The sequence below is a fragment of the Amycolatopsis sp. NPDC026612 genome (genome assembly GCF_040638285.1).
Classification (GTDB): Bacteria; Actinomycetota; Actinomycetes; order Mycobacteriales; family Pseudonocardiaceae; genus Amycolatopsis.
Genome location: NZ_JBEZYB010000035.1, coordinates 58,548 through 79,841 on the forward strand (window position 1 = coordinate 58,548; position 21,294 = coordinate 79,841).

Annotated in this window: 18 protein-coding genes; 13 read left to right on the plus strand and 5 right to left on the minus strand. The window is 73.0% G+C overall.

Annotated elements, in window-relative coordinates; translation table 11 throughout:
• Positions 1-6 precede the first annotated feature (6 nt).
• Entirely contained in the window at positions 7-1,491 is a 1,485-nt protein-coding gene (locus AB0F15_RS27590) for a S8 family serine peptidase (RefSeq protein ID WP_360276114.1), read from the minus strand.
• A gap of 534 nt (positions 1,492-2,025) precedes the next feature.
• On the opposite strand from AB0F15_RS27590, the gene AB0F15_RS27595 reads away from it, so the two are divergent.
• From AB0F15_RS27595 to proB, 5 genes are all read left to right on the plus strand, one after another.
• Positions 2,026-5,070, plus strand: coding sequence for an Rne/Rng family ribonuclease (locus tag AB0F15_RS27595; RefSeq protein WP_360276117.1), 3,045 nt, complete (start codon positions 2,026-2,028; stop codon positions 5,068-5,070).
• Between the two features lie 163 nt (positions 5,071-5,233).
• Positions 5,234-5,548, plus strand: coding sequence for a 50S ribosomal protein L21 (gene rplU / locus AB0F15_RS27600; RefSeq protein ID WP_003067132.1), 315 nt, complete (start codon positions 5,234-5,236; stop codon positions 5,546-5,548).
• Between the two features lie 54 nt (positions 5,549-5,602).
• Positions 5,603-5,863: a 50S ribosomal protein L27 gene (rpmA, locus tag AB0F15_RS27605; RefSeq protein WP_103343431.1), complete on the plus strand. Its 261-nt coding sequence runs from the start codon at positions 5,603-5,605 to the stop codon at positions 5,861-5,863.
• 108 nt (positions 5,864-5,971) lie between these two features.
• Complete coding sequence (gene obgE / locus AB0F15_RS27610) at positions 5,972-7,429, plus strand: GTPase ObgE (protein ID WP_360276119.1); 1,458 nt, start codon at positions 5,972-5,974, stop codon at positions 7,427-7,429.
• Positions 7,426-8,535, plus strand: a complete 1,110-nt coding sequence (gene proB, locus AB0F15_RS27615) for a glutamate 5-kinase (RefSeq protein ID WP_360276122.1) — start codon at positions 7,426-7,428, stop codon at positions 8,533-8,535. The genes obgE and proB overlap by 4 nt, the downstream gene beginning before the upstream one ends.
• A gap of 219 nt (positions 8,536-8,754) precedes the next feature.
• On the opposite strand, the gene AB0F15_RS27620 is transcribed toward proB, so the two are convergent.
• Positions 8,755-9,468: an SDR family oxidoreductase gene (locus tag AB0F15_RS27620; protein WP_360276125.1), complete on the minus strand. Its 714-nt coding sequence runs from the start codon at positions 9,466-9,468 to the stop codon at positions 8,755-8,757.
• A gap of 60 nt (positions 9,469-9,528) precedes the next feature.
• On the opposite strand from AB0F15_RS27620, the gene AB0F15_RS27625 reads away from it, so the two are divergent.
• Positions 9,529-10,128: a TetR/AcrR family transcriptional regulator gene (locus tag AB0F15_RS27625; RefSeq protein WP_360276128.1), complete on the plus strand. Its 600-nt coding sequence runs from the start codon at positions 9,529-9,531 to the stop codon at positions 10,126-10,128.
• Here the strand turns inward: AB0F15_RS27625 and AB0F15_RS27630 are convergent.
• The 3 genes from AB0F15_RS27630 to AB0F15_RS27640 all read right to left on the minus strand — a co-directional run bounded on the left by AB0F15_RS27630 (position 10,098) and on the right by AB0F15_RS27640 (position 14,400).
• Positions 10,098-10,382 (minus strand): antibiotic biosynthesis monooxygenase family protein, encoded by a 285-nt coding sequence (locus AB0F15_RS27630; RefSeq protein WP_360276131.1) that lies wholly within the window; start codon positions 10,380-10,382, stop codon positions 10,098-10,100. The two genes, AB0F15_RS27625 and AB0F15_RS27630, sit on opposite strands and share 31 nt — an antisense overlap.
• Before the next feature lie 18 nt (positions 10,383-10,400).
• Positions 10,401-12,122, minus strand: coding sequence for an arginine--tRNA ligase (argS, locus tag AB0F15_RS27635; protein ID WP_360276134.1), 1,722 nt, complete (start codon positions 12,120-12,122; stop codon positions 10,401-10,403).
• Between the two features lie 166 nt (positions 12,123-12,288).
• A complete protein-coding gene (locus tag AB0F15_RS27640; protein WP_360276137.1) occupies positions 12,289-14,400 on the minus strand; it encodes a RecQ family ATP-dependent DNA helicase in 2,112 nt (703 codons plus the stop codon).
• Positions 14,401-14,572: 172 nt separating this feature from the next.
• Here AB0F15_RS27640 and nadD point away from each other — a divergent pair, with 172 nt between their 5' ends.
• From nadD to AB0F15_RS27675, 7 genes are all read left to right on the plus strand, one after another.
• Complete coding sequence (nadD, locus tag AB0F15_RS27645) at positions 14,573-15,166, plus strand: nicotinate-nucleotide adenylyltransferase (protein ID WP_360276140.1); 594 nt, start codon at positions 14,573-14,575, stop codon at positions 15,164-15,166.
• Between the two features lie 60 nt (positions 15,167-15,226).
• Positions 15,227-15,622, plus strand: coding sequence for a ribosome silencing factor (rsfS, locus tag AB0F15_RS27650; RefSeq protein WP_360276143.1), 396 nt, complete (start codon positions 15,227-15,229; stop codon positions 15,620-15,622).
• Positions 15,619-16,233 (plus strand): histidine phosphatase family protein, encoded by a 615-nt coding sequence (locus tag AB0F15_RS27655; protein WP_360276145.1) that lies wholly within the window; start codon positions 15,619-15,621, stop codon positions 16,231-16,233. Before rsfS ends, AB0F15_RS27655 begins: the two co-directional genes overlap by 4 nt.
• Positions 16,234-16,236: 3 nt before the next feature.
• Positions 16,237-16,965, plus strand: a complete 729-nt coding sequence (gene octT, locus AB0F15_RS27660; RefSeq protein ID WP_360276148.1) for a diglucosylglycerate octanoyltransferase — start codon at positions 16,237-16,239, stop codon at positions 16,963-16,965.
• A 4-nt stretch (positions 16,966-16,969) separates the two neighbouring features.
• Positions 16,970-17,827 (plus strand): DegV family protein, encoded by an 858-nt coding sequence (locus AB0F15_RS27665; RefSeq protein WP_360276151.1) that lies wholly within the window; start codon positions 16,970-16,972, stop codon positions 17,825-17,827.
• A 150-nt stretch (positions 17,828-17,977) separates the two neighbouring features.
• Positions 17,978-18,691 carry a ComEA family DNA-binding protein gene (locus AB0F15_RS27670; RefSeq protein WP_360276154.1) on the plus strand — a complete coding sequence of 238 codons (714 nt, stop codon included), beginning with the start codon at positions 17,978-17,980 and terminating at the stop codon, positions 18,689-18,691.
• Positions 18,692-18,779: 88 nt separating this feature from the next.
• Positions 18,780-21,152: a ComEC/Rec2 family competence protein gene (locus AB0F15_RS27675; RefSeq protein WP_360276157.1), complete on the plus strand. Its 2,373-nt coding sequence runs from the start codon at positions 18,780-18,782 to the stop codon at positions 21,150-21,152.
• Positions 21,153-21,294: the final 142 nt, after the last annotated feature.

A 21,294-nucleotide genomic window follows, 5' to 3' on the forward strand; every position in this document is an offset into this window, starting at 1 on the left:
CGGAGGTCACCGGGCCGGGTCGGGCCGTCCGCTCGGTGCCGCGGCGGGCGCGGTCACCATGCCGTGCCCGTAAAACCCGTTGTACCCCTCGTACCCCGCGCAGTAGGCGTCCTGCAGCCCGTCCCCGGTCAGGTCGTAGTCGGCGGGACACGGCATCGGGGTCGCCTGCGCCTCGAGCGTGCGGCGCAGCTGCCGCGGCCCGGCCGTTTCCGAAGCGGACGCCAGCAGCGCCAGCACGCCGGTGACGTGCGGCGCGGCCATCGACGTCCCGCACAGCGGCGCGTACCCGCCCGGCACCGTCGAGAGCACGCACTCGCCCGTCTCCCCGCCCGGCGCCGTGACGTCGATCACGCCCAGCCCGTAGGAGCTGTAGCCCGCCTTCACCCGGCCGGCCCCGACGGCGGACACCGCGACGACGTCCCGCAGCCCGGCCGGCAGGGCCGCGCAGCCGGTGCCCGGCCCGGGCGCGCCGGAGTGCGCCGACGGCGTCAGGTCGACGGCCTCGTTGGTCGCCGCCGCGACGTTCAGCGTGCCCGCCGACGTGCTGTACTCGACCGCGCGGGCCAGGACCTCGTGCACCACGCCGCGGTCGCTGCCGCGGATGCACGACAGCGTCCACGGGTTGACGAAGAAACTGCTGTTCGTCAGCCGCATGTGCCGTGAGGCAGCCCACATCAGGCCGCACACCGCGGCTTCGGGGTCGGCGTAGCCGCGGTCGTCGATCACCTTCACCGACGCCAGGCTCACGCCGGGGGCCACCCCGGTCACTCCGCGCCCGTCGTCGGCCGCCGCGATGATCCCTGCCACATGCGTGCCGTGCACCGACGTCGTCGGCGCCCAAGCCGACGGCGACCGGTCGGGAGCGCCGGTCAGGCAGCCGGCGGAGTCGTCGCGGTCGAGGGCGTCGCTCAAGTCCGGGTGGTCCGGGTCGATCCCGGAGTCGAGCACGCCCACGACGACGTCACGGCGGCCTGCCGAGCCTCCGGAACCGGCCGGAACGGCCGGGCCTGCCGGAACGGCCGGGCCTTCCGGGTCGCCCGGGCCGCCGCGCGCCCGGTCCGCGCCGATCATCCGCATGTCCCACTGCCGCGCGCTCAGGTCCGCGGTGGGCACCTTCGCGGGATCGGTCACCGGCAGGGTCGCCCGCGCCGGCTGCGGTTTGACCTCGGTGGCGTGCTGCGCGGCCAGCCGCTCGGCCTGCGCGCTGAACGCCCGGTCGAGGCCGATCCGCCCGCCGAAACCCGGGTCACCCGAGGTGGCGACCGCGACGGCGATCTGGGGGTAGTAGACGGTGGTGGCCCCGCACGCGCCGCCGATCTCCGCGCGGGCCGCGGCCTCGGTCGTGCCGCGGTCGAAGGTGACGACGTAACGCAGGGCCCGGCCGTGGGCGCAGGCCGGCTCGGCGGCCACCGCCGGACCGGCGGTGACGCATCCCGAAAGCACCAGGACGGTGCACACGGCCGCCCGCAGCGGCCGCGCCAGCAGGGACACCGGACCTCCCACCGGATGCAGGAACCGCGGGTGCCGGCGCGCGAGATCCCGGTCACCCCGAGCCGCACGGTAGCCACCCCGTGCCCGGCGGACAAGCGCTGCGGCCAAGTTCCCCCGGCCGGTGGGTTCGCGGCGCGCCCGGGTGCCTGCGAGGGGTACCGAGTACACCGGAGCGGTCACCCGGTGTGGGATACTCGGGATGGCCGCTGGGCCGCGGGGCGCACGTGAGAGGTGCTGCCCGCGGTGTTGTGGCCCGGTGATGTGCGTGAACTCACGCGACGCGCGTCGCCGCCCGCGAACCGGGCGGCTGGACGACGTGGCGGGCGGCCCGGGGGCCGCGCGTGCCTTACGCACGCCGCCGAGCAGACCTTTGACCGGGTTGCGCCATCGAAAGCGGTGGTGCGGCGCCCGGTCGTCGGGCCAGGATTCCCGCCGCTGGTGACCACCACGGCGGAACGAACAGAAAGGGGCCCCTGCGCGGCCGCGTCCCTGCCGGTGCACACCGGCAGACGCGCCCGGGGGCGGAGGAGACATATGTCGAACGCGGAAACACCCGCCGAGCACACCGGCGGGAATCCCGCCACACCCACGAGCGGCCCGCTGGCCGACCTGCCGCCCCGGATCCGGGTGCACGCACTGGCCAAGCTGCTCGAGTCGCACAGCCGGGACGTCCTCGCGAAGCTGGGCGAGCTGGGCGAAAGCGTGCGCAGCGCGCAGTCGAGCGTGACCAGGGAAGTGGCGCTCAAGGTGGCGCAGGCCTTCGCACCCGGCGACCCGGGTGAGACCGGCGACACCGGTGACGCCGGTGACACCCCCGTCGAGCAGGCCGAGCCGGTGGCGCCCCAGAAGCCGCAGCCGTCCCAGGAGTCCCGCGCGGCCGCTCGCCCGCCGGTGCCCGAGGTGCCGGTCGCCGAGGCCGAGAAGCCGCGGCCGCGGCAGAAGACCCGCGCGCACCTGCCGGTGTTCGCCGCGCCGTCGCCGGTCTTCCTGCCGCCGGATCCGCCGGAACCCGCGGCCAAGCCGGCCCGCAAGCCGGCCGACCCGTTCGCGGAGCCGCCGGCGCGCCTCGAGCCCGAGGTGGCCGAGGAAGAGGCCGAAGACACCACGCCGGACACCGATGCCGGCCTCGACGACGATGACGACGCGGGCAGCCGCCGTCGCCGCCGCCGGGGCCGTCGTGGCCGCGGCCGGGGCAAGGGCGCCGACGGCACCGACGAGACCGCCGACAACGAGGACGACCAGGCCGAGGAGCAGCCGCCGACGCCGCGCCGCCGGGGCCGCAACGTCGAGGAAAAGCCCGAAGCGGACGTCGAAGAGGCCGAGGACACGGCCGCGGAGAGCGACGCCGACGCCGATGGCGATGCCGACGGTGAGGGTGGCAGCCGCCGTCGTCGCCGCCGTCGCCGTCGCAAGGGCTCGGACGCCGAAGACGCCGAGGCCACCGGCACCGACGACCCGCCGAACACGGTGACGCACGTCCGCCAGGTCAAGGCCGAGGCCGAGCGTCCGGCCCGCGAGCGTGACCGCGATCGCGACCGCGACGAGGTGCGCAGCGTCCGCGGGTCGACCCGGCTCGAGGCCAAGCGCCAGCGCCGCCGTGACGGCCGCGAGGCGGGCCGTCGCCGCGCCCCGATCCTGTCCGAGGCCGAGTTCCTGGCCCGGCGCGAGTCGGTCGAGCGCACGATGGTCGTCGCGGAGCACGGCGACTCCACCCAGATCGCGGTGCTCGAGGACGGTGTCCTGGTCGAGCACTTCGTGACCCAGTCGGGGTCCGGCTCGATCGTCGGCAACGTCTACCTCGGCCGCGTCCAGAACGTGCTGCCGAGCATGGAGGCCGCGTTCATCGACATCGGCCGCGGCCGCAACGCCGTGCTGTACGCCGGCGAGGTCGACTGGGACGCCGCCGGCCTGGAGGGCAAGGCCCGCAAGATCGAGCAGGCGCTCTCGACCGGTGACTCGGTGCTGGTCCAGGTGACCAAGGACCCGGTCGGGCACAAGGGCGCCCGGCTGACCACGCAGATCTCGCTGCCCGGCCGCTTCCTCGTCTACGTGCCCGCGGGCGGTGCCACCGGCATCTCCCGCAAGCTGGCGGAGAACGAGCGCCGCCGGCTCAAGGACATCCTCAAGCGGATCGTCCCGGACGACGCGGGCGTCATCATCCGCACCGCCTCCGAGGGCATCGGCGAGGAGGAGCTGGGCCGCGACGTCGACCGCCTGAAGGCGCAGTGGGACGTCATCAAGGAGAAGGCCGCCGCCGGTTCCGGCAAGAAGGGCGGCGCGCCGGTCATGCTCTACGAAGAGCCGGACCTGCTGGTCAAGGTCGTGCGTGACCTGTTCACCGAGGACTTCACCAAGCTGGAGATCCAGGGCAACCGGTCGTGGGACACCATCCACGACTACGTCCGCCACGTCGCGCCGGAGCTGACCGAGCGGCTCAAGCGCTACGTCGGCACCGGTGACGCGTTCGCCGACCACCGGATCGACGAGCAGATCACCAAGGCCCTCGACCGGAAGGTCTGGCTGCCTTCGGGTGGTTACCTGGTCATCGACCGCACCGAGGCGATGACGGTGATCGACGTCAACACCGGCAAGTTCACCGGTTCGGGTGGCAACCTCGAGGAGACGGTGACTCGCAACAACCTGGAGTCGGCGGAGGAGATCGTCCGCCAGCTCCGGCTGCGGGACATCGGCGGCATCATCGTCATCGACTTCATCGACATGGTGCTCGAGTCCAACCGCGAGCTGGTGCTGCGCCGCCTCACCGAGTGCCTCGGGCGGGACCGCACGCGGCACCAGGTCGCCGAGGTCACCTCGCTCGGCCTGGTGCAGATGACCCGCAAGAAGATCGGCACGGGTCTGCTCGAGGCGTTCTCGACGCCGTGCGAGCACTGCAAGGGCCGCGGCGTGCTCGTCTCGACCGAGCTGCAGCGCACGAGCGGCAACTCGCCTTCGACGGGCGGCGGGAACGGCAACGGCGGCGGGAACGGCGGCGGCGGGAACGCCGGCGGCGAAAAGAGCTCCCGCCGGTCGCGGGGCCGTGGCAAGAGCGAGGAAGCCGCCAAGGAGCAGGCCGAAGCCGCCGCCAAGGCCGAGGTCCACGCGGTTCCGCCGCCGGAGCGGCGCGAGTCGATCGCGTCCGCGGTGGCGGCGGTGGCGAACGCCGCGAAGGCTGCCAAGGAGCACGACCACGGCGCCCTGAACGGCAACGGGCCGGCCCCGGAGCCGGCCAGGGAGGTCGCGGACACCCCGGTGACCACGGAGGCGGACGAGACGCCGGTGGCGGCCGAGCCGGCCGCCGAGTCGCCCACCGAGCCCGCGCGGGAGGTCGCCGGTACCCCGGTGACCACCGAGGCGGACGAGGTGCCGGTGCCGCAGGACGAGGAGCCCGAGGTCGAGCGGTCCTCGGCTCCCGAACCTGCGGAGGAGCCGGTCACCGGGTCTGCGGAGGCCGCGGAGCCGGTCGCCGAGCCCGAGATCAGCGTGCCCGAACCGGCCGTGCGCTCCACCCGGCGCCGTCCGCGCCGGGCGGCGTCGCGGCCGGCGGGTCCGCCGGTGCACGCCTCCGACCAGAGCAACTGAACGACTAGGGGACCCCGGTGGTAACGCACCGGGGCACCCCACGTAACCTGTAGTACGGCCTGCCAGCAGAGCAGGTCGTCCGTGCGAGTCCAGGACCGCCTTTCCGGAGGCGGGCCGATCGCGCGGAGCCCCCACCCATTGTCGAGTAATGCAGGAGACTTCCGTGTCGGCGTACGCGATCGTCAAGACCGGCGGCAAGCAGTACAAGGTGGCCGTCGGCGACGTCGTCGAGGTCGAGAAGCTCGAGGGCGAGCCGGGCACCGAGCACATCCTCCCCGCCGTTTTGTACGTCGACGGTGGCGATGTCACCACGGACGCGGACGCGCTGGCGAAGGTCTCGGTCACCGGCAAGGTCGTCGAGCAGACCAAGGGTCCGAAGATCCGGATCCACAAGTTCAAGAACAAGACGGGGTACCACAAGCGCCAGGGTCACCGGCAGAAGCTGACCCGCGTCGAGGTCACCGCCATCTCCCTGTAAGGGCTTCTCCGGATCTTCGTTCTAGACTGAGACTTTTTCAGAAGGGCTTTTGCTATGGCTCACAAGAAGGGTGCGTCCAGCTCCCGCAACGGTCGTGACTCCAACGCGCAGCGCCTCGGCGTCAAGCGCTACGGCGGCCAGGAAGTCAACGCGGGCGAGATCCTGATCCGCCAGCGCGGCACCAAGTTCCACCCCGGCGTCAACGTCGGCCGTGGCGGCGACGACACGCTGTTCGCCCTGGCCGCCGGTGCGGTCCAGTTCGGCGAGAAGCGCGGCCGCAAGACGGTCAACATCGTCGTGCCAGTAGAAGCCTGATTTTCGGCTTCGACGTAGCTTTCTCTGAGCGAGGGGTGGGCCGGAATATCCGGCACCACCCCTCGCTTCTTTATGTGTCCGATCTTCCGCAGGTGAAAGAGGCAAGTCATGGCGTCCCGGTTCGTGGACCGCGCGGTGATCCATCTGACCGCCGGTGACGGTGGGAACGGCTGCGCCTCGGTGCACCGCGAAAAGTTCAAGCCCCTCGGCGGTCCCGACGGCGGCAACGGCGGCAACGGCGGTGACGTCCTGCTGGTCGTCGACCCCAACGTGCACACCCTGCTCGACTTCCACTTCCGCCCGCACGCCAAGGCCGGCAGCGGCAAGATGGGCCAGGGCGGCAACCGCGCGGGCGCGGCGGGGGAGACGCTGGTGATGAAGGTGCCCTCCGGCACCGTCGTGTTCACCGAAGACGGCGAGCTGGTCGCCGACCTGATCGGCCCGGGCACCACGTTCGTCGCCGCCCAAGGCGGCCGCGGCGGCCTCGGCAACGCCGCGCTGTCGTCGAAGGCCCGCAAGGCCCCGGGCTTCGCGCTGCTGGGCGAGCCGGGCGAGGCCCGCAACCTCGTGCTGGAGCTGCGGTCGGTCGCCGACGTCGGCCTGGTGGGCTTCCCGTCCGCCGGCAAGTCGTCGCTGATCTCGGTGCTGTCCGCGGCCAAGCCGAAGATCGCCGACTACCCGTTCACCACGCTGGTGCCGAACCTCGGCGTCATCACCGGCGGCGACACGGTGTTCACGATGGCCGACGTGCCCGGCCTCATCCCCGGTGCGTCCGAGGGCAAGGGCCTTGGCCTCGACTTCCTCCGCCACATCGAGCGCTGCGCGGTGCTCGTGCACGTCGTCGACTGCGCGACGCTGGAGCCCGGCCGCGACCCGCTGTCCGATGTGGACGCTCTGGAGACGGAGCTCGCGAAGTACACGCCGGGTCTCGGCGGGAAGCTCGAGGAGCGGCCGCGGGTCGTCGTCCTCAACAAGATCGACGTCCCGGAAGCCGCCGAACTCGCCGAGTTCGTCCGGCCGGAGCTGGAAGCCCGCGGCCTCAAGGTGTTCGAGGTCTCGACCGCGTCCCGCAAGGGCCTGCGGGAGCTGACGTTCGCCCTGGCGGCGATCGTCGAGGAGAACCGCGAGGCGCAGCCGGTGCTGGAGCCGGAGAAGATCGTGCTGCGGCCCCTCGCCGTCGACGACTCCGGGTTCACCGTCGAGGTCGACCCCGAAGAAGAGGGCGCTTTCATCGTGCGCGGCTCGCGGCCCCAGCGGTGGATCCGCCAGACCGACTTCAGCAACGACGAGGCCGTCGGCTACCTCGCCGACCGGCTCGAGCGCCTCGGCGTCGAGGAGAAGCTGGCGAAGCTCGGTGCGCGGCCCGGCAGCCCCGTCACGATCGGCGACGTCCAGTTCGAGTGGGAGCCGTCGACGCCGAGCGTCGCGATGCACCTGTCCGGGCGCGGCACCGACGTCCGGCTGGAGCGCAGCGACCGGATCGGCGCGACCGACCGCAAGGAAGCCCGCCGGATCCGGCGCGCCGGCTCGGACGAGCTGGAGGACGACCTGGACGTCGACGAGTGAGTGGCACGCGCGAAGCCATCGCTGCCGCGCGGCGGCTGGTCGTCAAGGTCGGGTCGTCGGCGCTGACCACCGCGGGCAGCGGGCTCGACGCCGCCCGGCTGGACGCGCTGGTCGACGCGATCGCCGAGCGGGTCGCCCGGGAAACCCAGATCGTGCTGGTGTCTTCTGGCGCGATCGGGGCCGGTTTGGCGCCGCTCTCGCTGGGCAAGCGTCCTCGCGATCTCGCGACGCAACAGGCGGCAGCGAGCGTCGGCCAGCTGGCGCTGGCGCACGCGTACGCCGAGTCGTTCGGCCGGTACTCGCTGACGGTCGGGCAGGTGCTGCTCACGTCCGACGACGTCGTCCGCCGCGCGCACTACCGCAACGCCCAGCGGACGTTCTCGCGGCTGCTGGCGCTCGGCGCGGTCCCGGTCGTCAACGAGAACGACACGGTGGCGACCGAAGAAATCCGGTTCGGCGACAACGACCGCCTGGCGGCGCTGGTGGCCCACCTCATCGGCGCCGACGCGCTGGTCCTGCTGTCCGATGTGGACGGTCTGTACGACGGTGACCCCCGTGAAGGCGCGACCCGAAAGCTGACGGAGGTCCTCTCGGAGTCCGATGTGGACGGTATCTCGGTCGGCATGTCCAGTTCGGGCCTGGGCACGGGCGGCATGGTGTCCAAGCTCGCGGCCGCCCGCACGGCCGCGGGCGCGGGCATCCCGGTCCTGCTCGCGGCGGCCTCGGAAGCGTCGGCGGCCCTGACAGCGGCATCCCCGGGCACGGCGTTCGCCCCGGCGGACACGCGCCTGTCGGCCCGCAGGTTCTGGCTGGGCTACGCGGCCGACACGACGGGCAAGCTCCGCCTCGACGACGGCGCGGTGTCGGCGGTGGTCCGCCGCCGCCGCTCCCTCCTGGCGGCGGGCATCACGGGCGTGGACGGCGAATTCCAGGCCGGCGACGTGGTCGACCTGGTGGACGCGAAGGACCGGGCGGTGGCCCGCGGCGTGGTGGCCTTCGACGCGACGGAGCTCCCGGACCTGATCGGCCGGTCGACGCACGAACTCCCGGCCGAGCACCGCCGCGAGGTGGTCCACGCCGACGACCTGGTCCCCCTCCGCCGCTGATCCTCGCACCCCACGCGCATCTCCCGTGCTTGCCAGGCATCACCGCGCCGCCCCAGCCACGCGAGATCCGCCCCCAATCACGCGAAACGCGTTCCCAATCACGCGAGATCCGCTCCTAGCCACGCGAGTTGCTCGCCCGGACAGGCGAGTTGCCCGCCCAGTTACGCGAGTTGCCCGCCCGGACAGGCGAGTTGCCCGCCCGGACACGCGGGATGCCCCTCAGCCGAGCGAGACCAGCCGGGCTCCGCCGTCGGCCTCCAGGACCGTGCCGGTCAGGTTCCGGTTCGTCGCCGCCAGCGTCACCACCTCCGCCACCTCGTCCGCCGTCGCGACGCGGCGGGCCGGGATCGAAGCCGCCGTCTGGGCGAAGAACCCCGCCCGCATCTCCTCCGGGAAGCCGCTCCACCACGCCGTGTCGACCACTCCCGGCGACACGGCGTTCACCCGCCTCGGCGCCAGCTCGACCGCGAGCGGTTTGACCAGCGCTTCGATCGCCGCGTTCAGTGCGCCGATCCCGGCGGTGCCGGCCATGGCCGCCCGGGCCGTGATCGCGCTGAGCAGCGTGATCGATCCGTCCGCGGCCAGGTGCGGCAGCACGGCCTGGATCGTGGTCAGGTGCGCCCAGAACTTCGCGTCGAACGCCCGTCGCAGCATCGCGATGTCCAGCGCATCGATCGGCCCCATGCCTTCGGTGCCCGACAGGCTCACGACCAGCACGTCGACCGTCCCGAGCGATTCGGCCAACGCGGCCATCGCCGAGGCGTCGCCGCCGTCGGCCTGGTGCCCGGTCAGTTCCGGATCGCTCGAAGCGACGTCGTCGAGGCGCTCCTTGCCGCGCCCGGTGACGTGGACGTCGTATCCCCGCTGCTGCAGCCGTCGCGCGGTCGCCAGGCCGATGCCCGAAGTGCCGCCGGCCACGAGAGCGATGCTCATGTTGTTCCTCATTTCGAACCGGTACGTCTCGTTTCGGAATAGACGCTACCATCGGATCCCATGACCGACCAGTCCCGCCCCGGCCGCAAACGCAGTGAGCAGAGCCGGCTGGCGATCCTCGCCGCCACGCTCGAACTGGTCGCGGAGGCCGGCTACGGCGCACTGACCATCGAGGGCATCGCCGCGCGCTCGGGCGTCGGCAAGCAGACGATCTACCGCTGGTGGCCGTCGAAGGCCGACGTCCTGCTCGACGCGCTCGCGACGAAGGCGGACCTGCAGATCCCGCTGCCCGACACCGGCTCCTTCCGCACCGACCTGGCCCGGTTCCTCGCCGGCACGTTCGAGCTCGGCGGGAAGTCCCCGGTCGCGGACACGCTCCGGGCGCTGATGGCGCAGGCGCAGATCGACCCGGATTTCGGCAACCGCTTCCGCGAGGACTTCCTGTTCCGCCGCCGCGACGCGCTCGGTGAGCTCGTCGGCCGCGCCCGCGAGCGCGGCGAACTCCCGGCCGGCCTGCCGCCCGGCACGGTGATCGACGTCGTGTTCGGCACGCTCTGGTACCGGCTCCTCGCGACGCGCGAGCCGGTCGACGGCCGGCTCGCGGACGAACTGGTGACGTTGCTAGCGGATCACGGCGCCTCGACCGCCGAGATCCGGTAGCGCGCCACCGAGGCGCTGAGGATCTGCGCCGCCTGCTCGCCGGACGGCCCGGACCCGCGGAAGCGCTCCAGGTCTTCGTCGGTCTCCCAGCGCTCGTACACCGTGACCCGGCCAGAGTCGAGCAGGTCGGGCCCCAGCGCGTACTCGAGACAGCCCGGAGCTTCGCGCGCGAGCCGCACGGCTTCAGCGCAGCCTTCGAGGTAGGCGTCACGGGCCTCGGGGGTGACGGCGAGCCAGCCGGCCACGATGATCATGTGCACTCCTGGTTGCCGTCAGAGTCGTTCGGGCGCCTCGATGCCGAGCAGCGAGAGCCCGAGCGTGAGCGTCTGCGACGTCACGCTGGTCAACCTCAGCCGGGACGCGCGCAACTCCGGTGAAGACGCCTTCAAGACAGGACATTCCTCGAAGAACCGCGAGAAAGCGACCGCGGTCTCGTACAGATACGTACACAGCTTGTGCGGCGCGTAGCCGCTCGTCGCCGCGTTCAGTGCTTCGCCGAACCTGAGCAGCTTCAGTGCCAACGCCCGTTCCGCCGGGGCTTCGAGCACCACCTGGGTGCCCTCGGGCAAGCCGCCCGCCTTCCTGAGCAGCGACTGCGTCCGCGCGTGCGCGTATTGGAGGTACACCGAGGTGTTGCCCTCCTTGGCCAGCATCCGGTCCCAAGCGAAGACGTAGTCGCGTTCACGGTCGCCGGACAGGTCCGCGTACTTGACCGCGCCGACGCCCACCGCCCGGGCGACTTCGGCCTGTCCCGTCGCGTCGAGCTCACTGCGTTCGGCGACGACCGCCGCAGCCTGCGCGACGGCTTCGGTGAGCAGGTCGACGAGCTTGACGGTCTCGCCGGCCCGGGTCCGCATGGCCTTGCCGTCCGCGCCCAGCACCGTGCCGAAGCCGATGTGCGCGGCGGGCCCGGTCAGCCAGCCCGCTGCGCGGCACGTGGCGAACACCATCGCGAAGTGTTGCGCCTGCGGTGTCCCGACGACGTAGAGCAGGTCGGTGGCGCCGCGCTCGGCCGTCCAGTACCGGACGGTCGCCAGGTCCGTGGCGGCGTACCCGTAGCCACTGTCGCGCTTGCGGACGATCAGCGGCAGCCGGTCGCCCTCGCGGTTGCGGAATCCTTCGGGGAACACGCAAACCGCGCCGTCGCTGACTTCGGTCAGCCTGGCGGCCTCGAGGTCGTCGACGACGGTGGCGAGATACCGGTTGTAGAAGCTTTCGCCGTAGATGTCCTTGTCCGTCAGGGAAATCCCGAGCAGCGCGTAGACTTCGTCGAAGTGCCGGGTCGACTCGTCGACGAGCTCCTGCCAGACGGCGAGGGTGTCTTCGTCGCCGCTTTGCAGCTTCACGACGCGGGTGCGCGCCCGCGTTGCGAACGCTTCGTCGCTGTCGAACTTCTGGCGTGCTTCGCGGTAGAAGGCGTCGAGGTCGGCGATCGAGCGCTGCCCGGACGAGACGTCGAGGAGGTGCTCGATGAGCATGCCGAACGGCGTGCCCCAGTCGCCGAGGTGGTTGTGCGGCAGTACTTCGTGCCCGGCGAACCGCAGCAGGCGGACGAGCGCGTCGCCGATCACCGACGAGCGCAGGTGCCCGACGTGCATTTCCTTGGCCACGTTCGGGCTGCTGTAGTCGAGCGCGATCCGCCGGGGCGCGGTGGCTTCCGGCACACCGAGCCGCGGATCGCCGAGGAGCGCGCCGGTGCGTGCTTCGAGCCATTCCTTGCGCAGCACGAAGTTCAGGAATCCCGGCCCGGCGACCTCGGGAGGGTCGGCGATGCCGTCGAGTTCCAGCGACCCGGCGATCAGCCCGGCGACTTCGCGCGGCGGGCGGCCGAGCGTTTTGCCCAGGCTCATCGCGAGGTTGGCCTGGTAGTCGACGCCTTCGCGGGGCGACGCCTGGACCAGCGCCTGCTCCGGCGTCAGCTCGACGGCGAGTGCTCGGCCGGCGGCGGCCACCACGCGGCGCGCCAGCTCCTCGGTAACGTCGGCGGTCTGCACGGTGTCCCTCCTTCGGCTCGGTCACGCAACCGCTTCAGGGCGTCCGGCTGGCGACGCCCCCCGCCCGGGCGGAGCCGCGGACAGCACAGCGTAGCCAGCGTGGCTGTCCGGAGACGAAGGCTTTATCGCCGCTCGCCGTCCGCCCGGGTAGGTGTTCTCCCTCCGGTCAGGCCGTGCTGGCCAACGCGAACGGCAGCACCGCCGGCGCCCCGGCCCGCCGCAGCAGCCGCGCGGCGAGCGTCATCGTCCAGCCCGTGTCGATGACGTCGTCCACCAGCAGGACCGGCCCGGACGGCAGCGACGCCGCGAGGTCGGCGGGCATGCTCAGCCGCCGCCACAGGTCGGCGAGCCGCTGTGCGCTGTTCGCCTGACGGGGTGGCGGGCCGTCCGCGTCGAGCGCGCCGAGGAAGTCCAGCTTGCCGATGTCGGCCAGCCGCGTCGCCAGGCCGTAGACGAGCCGGGGCCGCGTCGACGACGGCACCGCGACCACCGCCACCGGCCGTTCCGCCCACTGCCACCCGCCGAGCACCTGCACACACGCCTTGAACACCGAGTCCGGCACCTCGGCGTCCACCGACTGGGGACCGACGAGCTCCCGCAGCCGGTTGCCCCAGCCGACGTCGGTGAGCCGTCCGAGCACCTGACCCGGCTCGGCCTGGTCGTCGGCCGAGATCCGGCCGGAGACCGGAACGTCCAAAGAGGACATCCCGGTGGGCCACTGCTTCCGCGACGCGACCTCGACGCCCGGCCGCTGCAGGCGTTCCCGGGTCGCGTCGACGATCTCGTCGGCCACCGTCGTGTCCCAGTGCTTGCCGGTGCAGTTGTCGCACCGGCCGCACGGCGTCGCGTCGGGGTCGTCGAGCTGCTGCCGCAGGTATTCCATCCGGCAGCCGTCGGTGGCGAGGTAGCCGAGCATCGCCTGCTGCTCGCGGTCGCGCGCCTCCGCGACCCGCTGGTAACGCCCGCGGTCGTACTGCCAGTCTTCACCCGTGCTCAGCCAGCCGCCCTTCACGCGCCGGACCGCGCCGTCGACGTCCAGCACCTTGAGCACCATTTCCAGCCGCGACCGGGAAAGCTCCACCGACGGCTCGAGCGCGGCCGTCGAAAGGGGACGCTCGGCGTACGCGAGCGTGTTCAGCACCTGCGTCACCCGCAGTTCGTCGGGGAAGGCCAGCGAGCCGAAGTACGCCCAGATCGCCTTGTCCTCTTCGCCGGGCAGCAGCACGACCTCGGCGCGCTCCACGCCACGCCCGGCCCGGCCGACCTGCTGGTAGTAGGCGATCGGCGACGACGGCGCGCCGAGGTGCACGACGAACCCGAGGTCCGGCTTGTCGAACCCCATGCCCAGCGCGGACGTCGCGACCAGTGCCTTCACGCGGTTGCCGAGCAGGTCGTCCTCGGCCGCCTGCCGGTCGGCGGGGTCGGTCTTGCCGGTGTAGGCCGCCACCGGATAGCCGCGGTCCTTCAGCAGCGAAGCGACGTCGTGCGCCGCCGCGACGGTCAGCGTGTAGATGATCCCGGAACCCGGCAGCTCGGCGAGGTGTTCGGCGAGCCAGGCCAGCCGCGCCTGCGACGTCGGCAGCCGGCACACCGACAGCCGCAGGCTTTCCCGGTCGAGGCTGCCGCGCAGCACCAGCGTGCCCGCGCCGGTGCCGAGGCCCAGCTGCTCGGCGACGTCGGTGACCACGCGGTCGTTCGCGGTCGCGGTGGTCGCGAGCACCGGCACCCCGTCGGGCAGGTCGCCCAGCAGGGTGCGCAGACGCCGGTAGTCCGGCCGGAAGTCGTGTCCCCAGTCGGAGATGCAGTGCGCTTCGTCGACCACGAGCAGCCCGGTGCTCGCGGTCAGCTTCGGCAGCACGTTGTCGCGGAAGTCCGGGTTGTTCAGCCGTTCGGGGCTGACCAGCAGGACGTCCACCTCGCCGGCCGCGACCGACGCCTGGACCTGGTCCCACTCCTGCGGGTTCGCGGAGTTCATGGTCGCCGCGTGGATCCCGGCCCGTGCCGCCGCCGAGATCTGGTTGCGCATCAGCGCCAGCAGTGGCGAGACGATGACCGTCGGCCCGCTGCCCTGCTCCCGGAGCAACGCCGTGGCCAGGAAGTACACCGCCGACTTGCCCCACCCGGTGCGCTGCACGACCAGCGCGCGGCGCCGCTGCGCGACCAGGGCCTCGATGGCCGTCCATTGGTCTTCGCGCAGCTTCGCCGAATCGCCGGCCAGTGCCCGGAGGAGGGTTTCGGCGCGGTCGCGGAGTGCTGGGGCGGTGCTGGTCGTGTCCACGTCCCCGGTCTACCCCATGGCACCGACAGACCGGGAATCGGCGGCGGCACGAACGGACCGTTCGCGACGAATACGGGCCGTAATGTGACCTGAATCACGACATTTGCCCGGCCGGGCGGGGTGGCGGACAGCATCCGGCTCCGCGGCTTCCGGCCGGATAGGCTCTCCGGTCATGTCACCACGGCGGATCGGGGTCATGGGTGGCACCTTCGACCCCGTGCACCACGGCCACCTCGTCGCGGCCAGCGAGGTCCAGTCCCGGTTCGGGCTCGACGAGGTGATCTTCGTCCCCACCGGGCAGCCGTGGCAGAAGACCGGCCGCGAGGTGACCAGGGCCGAGGACCGCTACCTGATGACGGTGATCGCGACCGCGTCCAACCCGGTCTTCTCCGTCAGCCGCGTGGACATCGACCGAGGCGGCCAGACCTACACCGTCGACACCCTGCGCGACCTGCAGGCCGAGTACCCCGAAGACGAGCTCTTCTTCATCACCGGCGCCGACGCCCTCGAACAGATCCTGACCTGGCACAAGGCCGACGAGCTGTTCGACTTCGCGCACTTCATCGGCGTCACGCGGCCCGGCTACCGGCTCAACTCGCACCACCTGCCCAGCGGCAAGGTGAGCCTCGTCGAGGTCACCGCGATGGCCATTTCGTCCACCGGCTGCCGCGATCGGGTCGAACGCGGGGAGCCGGTCTGGTACCTCGTTCCCGACGGCGTCGTCCGCTACATCGCCAAGAAGGACCTGTACCGGAAGAGCGACTGAACCGCCGCTGGTCCCTGCGGGTACCCTTCTCGGGCGAACCCGATCTGGAAAAGGAGCACCGTGGCAGCCACGTCCGAGGCTCGAGAGCTGGCCGTAGCGGCCGCCCACGCGGCGGCGGACAAGAAGGCCAGCGACGTCGTCGTGCTGGACGTGTCCGAACAGCTCGTCATCACCGACGCCTTCGTCATCGCCTCTGCGTCCAACGAGCGCCTGGTCGGCGCGATCGTCGACAACGTCGAAGAGAAACTGCGGGAGAGCGGCCACAAGCCGGTCCGCCGCGAAGGTGCCCGCGAAGGGCGCTGGGTCCTGCTCGACTACGTCGACGTCGTCGTGCACGTCCAGCACGTCGAAGAGCGCTCCTTCTACGGCCTCGAGCGGCTGTGGAAAGACTGTCCGCGCATCGAGGTGGACGGACTCGCGGAGCCACCCGCCGACGAGGACCCGGACGTCCCGTGAGCCCGCGGCGGCTGGTGCTCTGGCGGCACGGCGAGACGGACTACAACGCCGCCGGGCGGATGCAGGGTCACCTCGACTCGGCGCTGACGCCGCGCGGCTGGAACCAGGCCCGGTTCGCGGTGCCCGCGCTGGCCCGTTTCTCCCCGGACCTCGTCATCGCCTCCGACCTGCGCCGGGCCACCGACACCGCCACTGTGCTCACCGACGCCATCGGCGTCCCGCTGCGGATCGACAAACGGCTGCGCGAGACGCACCTGGGCGAATGGCAGGGCCTCACCGGCGAGGAGGTCGACCGGGCCTACCCCGGGGAACGCGACCGCTGGCGCACCGACGCGACCTGGGCGCCCCCGGGCGGCGAGAACCGCGTCGACGTCGCCGACCGCGCGAGCGAAGTCGTGACCGACCTGCAGCAGGCCAATTCGGCGGCGGGCGACACCGTGCTGCTGGCCGCGCACGGCGGGCTGATCATCGCGCTGACCGCGCGGCTGCTGGACCTGCCGGTCGTGAGCTGGCCGTCGCTCGGCGGGATCTCGAACTGCCACTGGGTGGAGCTGGGCCGTCGCGACGGGAAGTGGCGGCTGCAGGCCTACAACGCGGGGATGCACGGCTAGCCGATGGGGCCGCGCCTGCTGGTGTTCGGCGATTCGCTGAGCTTTCACGGTCCCGAGGGACCCTGCGCCGCCGACGAACCACGGCTGTGGCCCAATCTGGCCGCTGCTGCGTTGGGTGGCACCGCCGACCTGGTCGCCGGGATCGGCTGGAACGCCCGGGACGCCTGGTGGTCGCTGACCGGCGACCCGCGCGTCTGGGCCGACCTGCACCACGTCGACGCGGTCGTGTTCGCGATCGGCAGCATGGACACGCTGCCCTCGCCGTTGCCGACCTACCTGCGCACCGGGCTGCGGTACCTGCGGCCCGATCCGGTGCGGCGCGTGGTGCGCCAGGCTTATCTCGCGGCGCAGCCGCGGCTGGCGGTGGCGTTGCGCGGTCGTCCCGCGGTGCTGCCGGCCAAACTCACCGTGCAGTACCTCGACACCGCCGTGGGCGCCCTGCGCGTCCTGCGGCCCGAGCTGCCGATCTTCGGCATGTTGCCGTCGGTGCACCGCGCGGCGGCCTACGGCGGCGTGCACACCGCGCGCCCGGCCGCGGCGGCGGCGATGGCGGCCTGGGGTGCGCGAGCGGGAGTGCCCCTGCTGGACCTCGAAGCCGTCGTGGGGGAGCACGTGCTCAGCGGCGCGGGCAATCCGGACGGCATGCACTGGGGCTGGCCGGGGCACGCCGCGGTGGGCGAAGCGATGTCCGTGTTGATGGCGCCGGTGCTGGTCCCGGGCCACGTAGGCTGACGGCGTGTCGGTCGCCGTAGTCACGGATTCCACCGCCCACCTGCCGGAGGGGTTCGCCGAACGGCACGCGGTCCGGGTGGTGCCGCTGCACGTCCTGGTCGACGGCGTGGTGTCCCTCGACGGCGTCGAGACCGGACCGGCGGCGGTCGCCGAGGCGATGAAGCAGCGCAAGATCGTCACGACCTCGCGGCCGACCCCCACCGAGTTCGCGAACGAGTACCGGGCGGCGTTCGCCGAGGGCGCGGACGCGATCGTGTCGGTGCACCTGTCGCGCGAGCTGTCGGGCACGTGGGAAGCGGCGGTGCTCGCGGCGCAGGAAGTCGGGCCGGACCGGGTCCGCGTCGTCGACTCGCGGACCACCGCGATGGGGCTCGGGTTCGCCGCGCTGCACGCCGCTTCGGCCGCCTCCGCCGGAGCTTCGGCGACCGAGGTCGAAGCCGCCGCGGTGACGGCGGCCGGCTGCTCGTCGACGTTGTTCGTCGTCGAAACCCTGGAGCACCTGCGCCGCGGCGGCCGGATCGGCCCGGCGGCGGCACTGCTCGGCACGGCGCTGGCGGTGAAGCCGGTGCTGCACATGTCCGACGGCCGGATCCTGCCGCTGGAGAAGGTCCGCACCATGAACCGGGCGATCGCGCGGCTGGTCGAGCTGGCCGCCCAGGCGGCGGCCGATGACGACGTCGAACTCGCCGTCCACCACCTCGCCTCGCCGGAGCGGGCGGTCGAACTGGCCAACCGGCTCGAGGAGGCCGTGCCGCGCTCGGCAGGCTGCGTGGTCTCCGAGCTGGGCGCGGTGATCGGGGCACACACCGGCCCCGGCGTCCTGGGCGTGGTCGTCCAGCGGACGGTCCCGTCCCGGAGGTAGCGCGCCGAACCCGCCAGCATGCCACCCGGGTACGACGGAAACGGCTGTTCCCGGCCTCGGCGCCGGCGATCTGTCCACAACACCCCGGTTGTCCACAGGACGCGGCGGCACCCCTGTCGGACACTCCCCGCGGGCCCTAACGTCGATCGTGTGTTCGAGCAGCCCGCCCGGGATCCGGGCCTCCCCCTCAACGACCGGCTCGCGTGGCTGGCCGACCAGCTCTCGCCCGATGCGAGCACGGTCGGCCCCGGTGGCCGGCTGATCCGGCGCTGGCTGCCGGGCGGACCGGCCGGTGCCGGCCGCCGCCGGTGGGCGCTGGCCGGCGTCCTGGCGGCGGTCGTGGTGATCGTCCTCGGCTCGGTCGCGCTGGCCGGCGGCCGTCCGGCGCCCGAGCCACCGCCCGCGCTGCCCAGCGCGAAACCGGCGGCGGAAGCCCGCGCCGCACCCCAGGCCGGCCTCGTCGTCAGCGTGATCGGTCGCGTCCGGTCTCCCGGCTTGGTCACCGTGCCGCAGGGATCCCGGGTGGCGGACGTGCTGCGCGCGGTCGGCGGACCCGAGCCGGGCGCAGACCTCGGCGCGCTGAACCTCGCCCGCAAGGTGGCCGACGGGGAGCAGCTCGCGGTCGGGGTCCCGGCGCCCGCCGCGATCTCCGACGCCCCGGCGGGCGGGGGAAAGGTCGATCTCAACACGGCGACCGCGGACCAGCTGGACACGCTGCCCGGCGTCGGCGAGGTGATGGCCAAGCGGATCGTCCAGTGGCGCACCGACCACGGCGGTTTCACGAAGGTCGAGCAGCTGCGGGACGTCGACGGCATCGGCGAAAGCAAGTTCCGGAAACTGCGCGAGCAGGTGACGGCCGGATGAGCAGCCCTGGTCGTGGCCGGTACCCGGCGGGCTCGTCCGGCATCGGCGAAAGCGAGCTCACTCGGTTGCGGGAGAAGGTGACAGTCGGATGAGCACCCTCCCGGTGACCGATACCCGGCAGGACATGCGGCTGGTCCCGGCGGCCTCGGCGTGCTGGCTGGCGGCACTGGCCGGCCTGCTGCTCGGCTGGTGGACGGCCCTCGCCGCCGGTCTCGCGTCGGCGGTGTTCGCCGGGCTGGTGCTCTGGCGGGCCCGCGGCCGTCCCCGGGTGCGCCGCGCGGCGGCCGCCCTGCTGGTGCTGGGCTTGCTCGCCGCCGGCCCGGTCGCCTGGCGAATCCGCGATGCGCAGCGTGACGACCTTCGCGCCTTCGCGGCCGAAGGGCTGCCCGCGGCGTTGCGGGTCGTCGTCGCCGAACGCCCGAAGCCTGTGCGCAGCGCGGGGTACGCCGACCGGCAGGCCGGTGCCCGGTCGGTGGTGCTGGCCGCCGACGTGCGCACGGCGTCGGTCGACGGACGGCCGGTCTCGTCGTCCGGCCGCGTCCTCCTCCTGGCGCCGGTCGCGCAGTGGGCATCGCTGCTGCCGGGCCAGGAGGTGACCGCGACGGGTCTGCTGATGCCGCCGCGCGGCTCGGACCTGACCGTCGCGGTGCTCTCGGTGCGCGGCCCGCCGGGGGAGCCCGGCCCGGCGCCGTGGTGGCAGCGGGCGGCGGCGGGGCTGCGCACGGGCCTGCACGACCTGTGCCAGGCTCTGCCGGACGAGCCCGCGGGCCTGCTCCCGGGACTGGTGCTGGGCGACACGAGCGCGTTGTCCCCGCGCGTCGAGCAGGAGTTCGTCACCGCGGGCCTCGCGCACCTCACCGCGGTCAGCGGCGGGAACCTCGCTGTGATCTGCGGGGCGGTGCTGCTCCTGCTGCGGCTGCTCCGGCTCGGGCCCCGGCTGTCGGCCGCGGCGGCGGGGACGTGCCTGGCCGGGTTCCTCGTCCTGGCCGGCCCGGAACCGAGCGTGCTGCGCGCGGGTGTCATGGCGGCCGTGGCGTTGCTGGCTCTGGCGTTGGGGCGGCGGGGTTCGGCGTTGCCCGCACTGGCCTTCGCGGTGTGCGCGCTGGTGGTGGCGGATCCGGCGATGGCCACGGACTTCGGGTTCGCGTTGTCGGTGTGCGCCACCGGCGGCCTGGTCCTGCTCGCGCCCCGCTGGGCCGGGGCGCTGGTCCGCCGCGGCGTTCCACCGGGATTCGCGGAAGGGCTGGCGATCCCGTTGGCGGCCTTCCTGGTGACGGCACCGGTGCTCGCGGGCATGGCGGGCTCGGTGAGCCTGGTTTCGGTGCTGACGAACGTGCTCGCCGCGCCCGTGGTGGCTCCGGCGACGGTACTGGGCGTGCTGGCGACGGTCACCGGCCCGTGGTGGCCGGGCGCCGGGAAGGTCCTGGTGTACCTGGCCGACCCGGAGGCCCGGTGGCTGATCACGGTGGCCCGGCACGGCGCGCGGGCTCCGGGTGCGGTCGTCGCCTGGCCCGGCGGCTGGGCGGGCGGGCTCCTCGCGGCCGCCGTTCTCGGCGTGCTGGCGGTGGCGGTCCGGCACCGGCGCGTGCGGGTGCTGCTGGCGGTGCTCGTCGCCGGCGTGTTGCTCGTGTTCGTGCCGGTCCGGGTGCTGGCGCCCGCGTGGCCGCCACGGAACTGGGCGATGGTCGAGTGCGACGTCGGCCAGGGCGACGCGGTCGTACTGGCCACCGCCGAGCCGGGACGGGCGGTCGTGGTGGACGCCGGACCCGAGCCGGGGCCGGTCGACGAGTGCCTGCACCGGCTGGCGGTCGACCGGATCCCGCTGGTGGTGCTGAGCCACCTGCACGCCGACCACATCGGCGGCCTCGCCTCGGTCTTCGACGGCCGTGCGGTCGGTGCGATCGCCGTCGGCCCGGGGCGGTCACCGGAATGGGCGTGGCGCCAGGTCGCCGCGGAGGCCGCCCGCCAGGCGGTGCCGTTGGTGGAGCTGAACCCGGGCGAGCGGCTGACTTGGCCCGGGCTGGCGCTCGACGTCCTGGGCCCGCAGTACGTCCCGGGCCGCTCGGCCGGGCAGCAGGACGGCACCACGATCAACAACAGCTCGGTGGTGCTCCGAGCGGAAACCGCGGTGGGCCGGGCTCTGCTGACGGGTGACGTGGAACTGGCCGCACAAGCGGACCTGCTGGCCGATGTCGGAGATCTGAAGGCGGAGGTGCTGAAGGTGCCGCACCACGGAAGCCGCTACTCGCTGCCCTCGTTCCTCGCGGCGGTGGCTCCGCGGGTGGCGTTGGTCAGCGTGGGTGCGGGGAACACGTACGGGCACCCGAGTAAGTCCACAATGGACGCCCTGACCGCACTGGGTGCGCGTGTCACCCGCACGGACGTGGACGGCGACACCGCGGTGGTCACCGGAATGGCGATAGTCCGCCGCGGCGAGCCTCGCGGCCCGCCTCGCCGGTGATGGCCGGGGCGGGGAAGCTGCCGCGGCCGGTGAGCTCGCGCAGAGGAGGCGACACGTGGTCGAGCCTCGGCGTGCCATCCGCCGAGCGCCGGGGCGGGCCAAGGGCCCGCCCCGGCCCGCGCTCAATAGCCGAGTGCCGTGT

Coding starts and splice junctions, on each gene's coding strand:
- AB0F15_RS27595 (WP_360276117.1), top strand. CDS start 2,026: ATGTCGAACGCGGAAACACCCGCCGAGCACACCGGCGGGAATCCCGCC.
- rpmA (WP_103343431.1), top strand. CDS start 5,603: ATGGCTCACAAGAAGGGTGCGTCCAGCTCCCGCAACGGTCGTGACTCC.
- obgE (WP_360276119.1), top strand. CDS start 5,972: ATGGCGTCCCGGTTCGTGGACCGCGCGGTGATCCATCTGACCGCCGGT.
- AB0F15_RS27620 (WP_360276125.1), bottom strand. CDS start 9,468: ATGAGCATCGCTCTCGTGGCCGGCGGCACTTCGGGCATCGGCCTGGCG.
- AB0F15_RS27625 (WP_360276128.1), top strand. CDS start 9,529: ATGACCGACCAGTCCCGCCCCGGCCGCAAACGCAGTGAGCAGAGCCGG.
- AB0F15_RS27630 (WP_360276131.1), bottom strand. CDS start 10,382: ATGATCATCGTGGCCGGCTGGCTCGCCGTCACCCCCGAGGCCCGTGAC.
- nadD (WP_360276140.1), top strand. CDS start 14,573: ATGTCACCACGGCGGATCGGGGTCATGGGTGGCACCTTCGACCCCGTG.
- octT (WP_360276148.1), top strand. CDS start 16,237: ATGGGGCCGCGCCTGCTGGTGTTCGGCGATTCGCTGAGCTTTCACGGT.
- AB0F15_RS27675 (WP_360276157.1), top strand. CDS start 18,780: ATGAGCACCCTCCCGGTGACCGATACCCGGCAGGACATGCGGCTGGTC.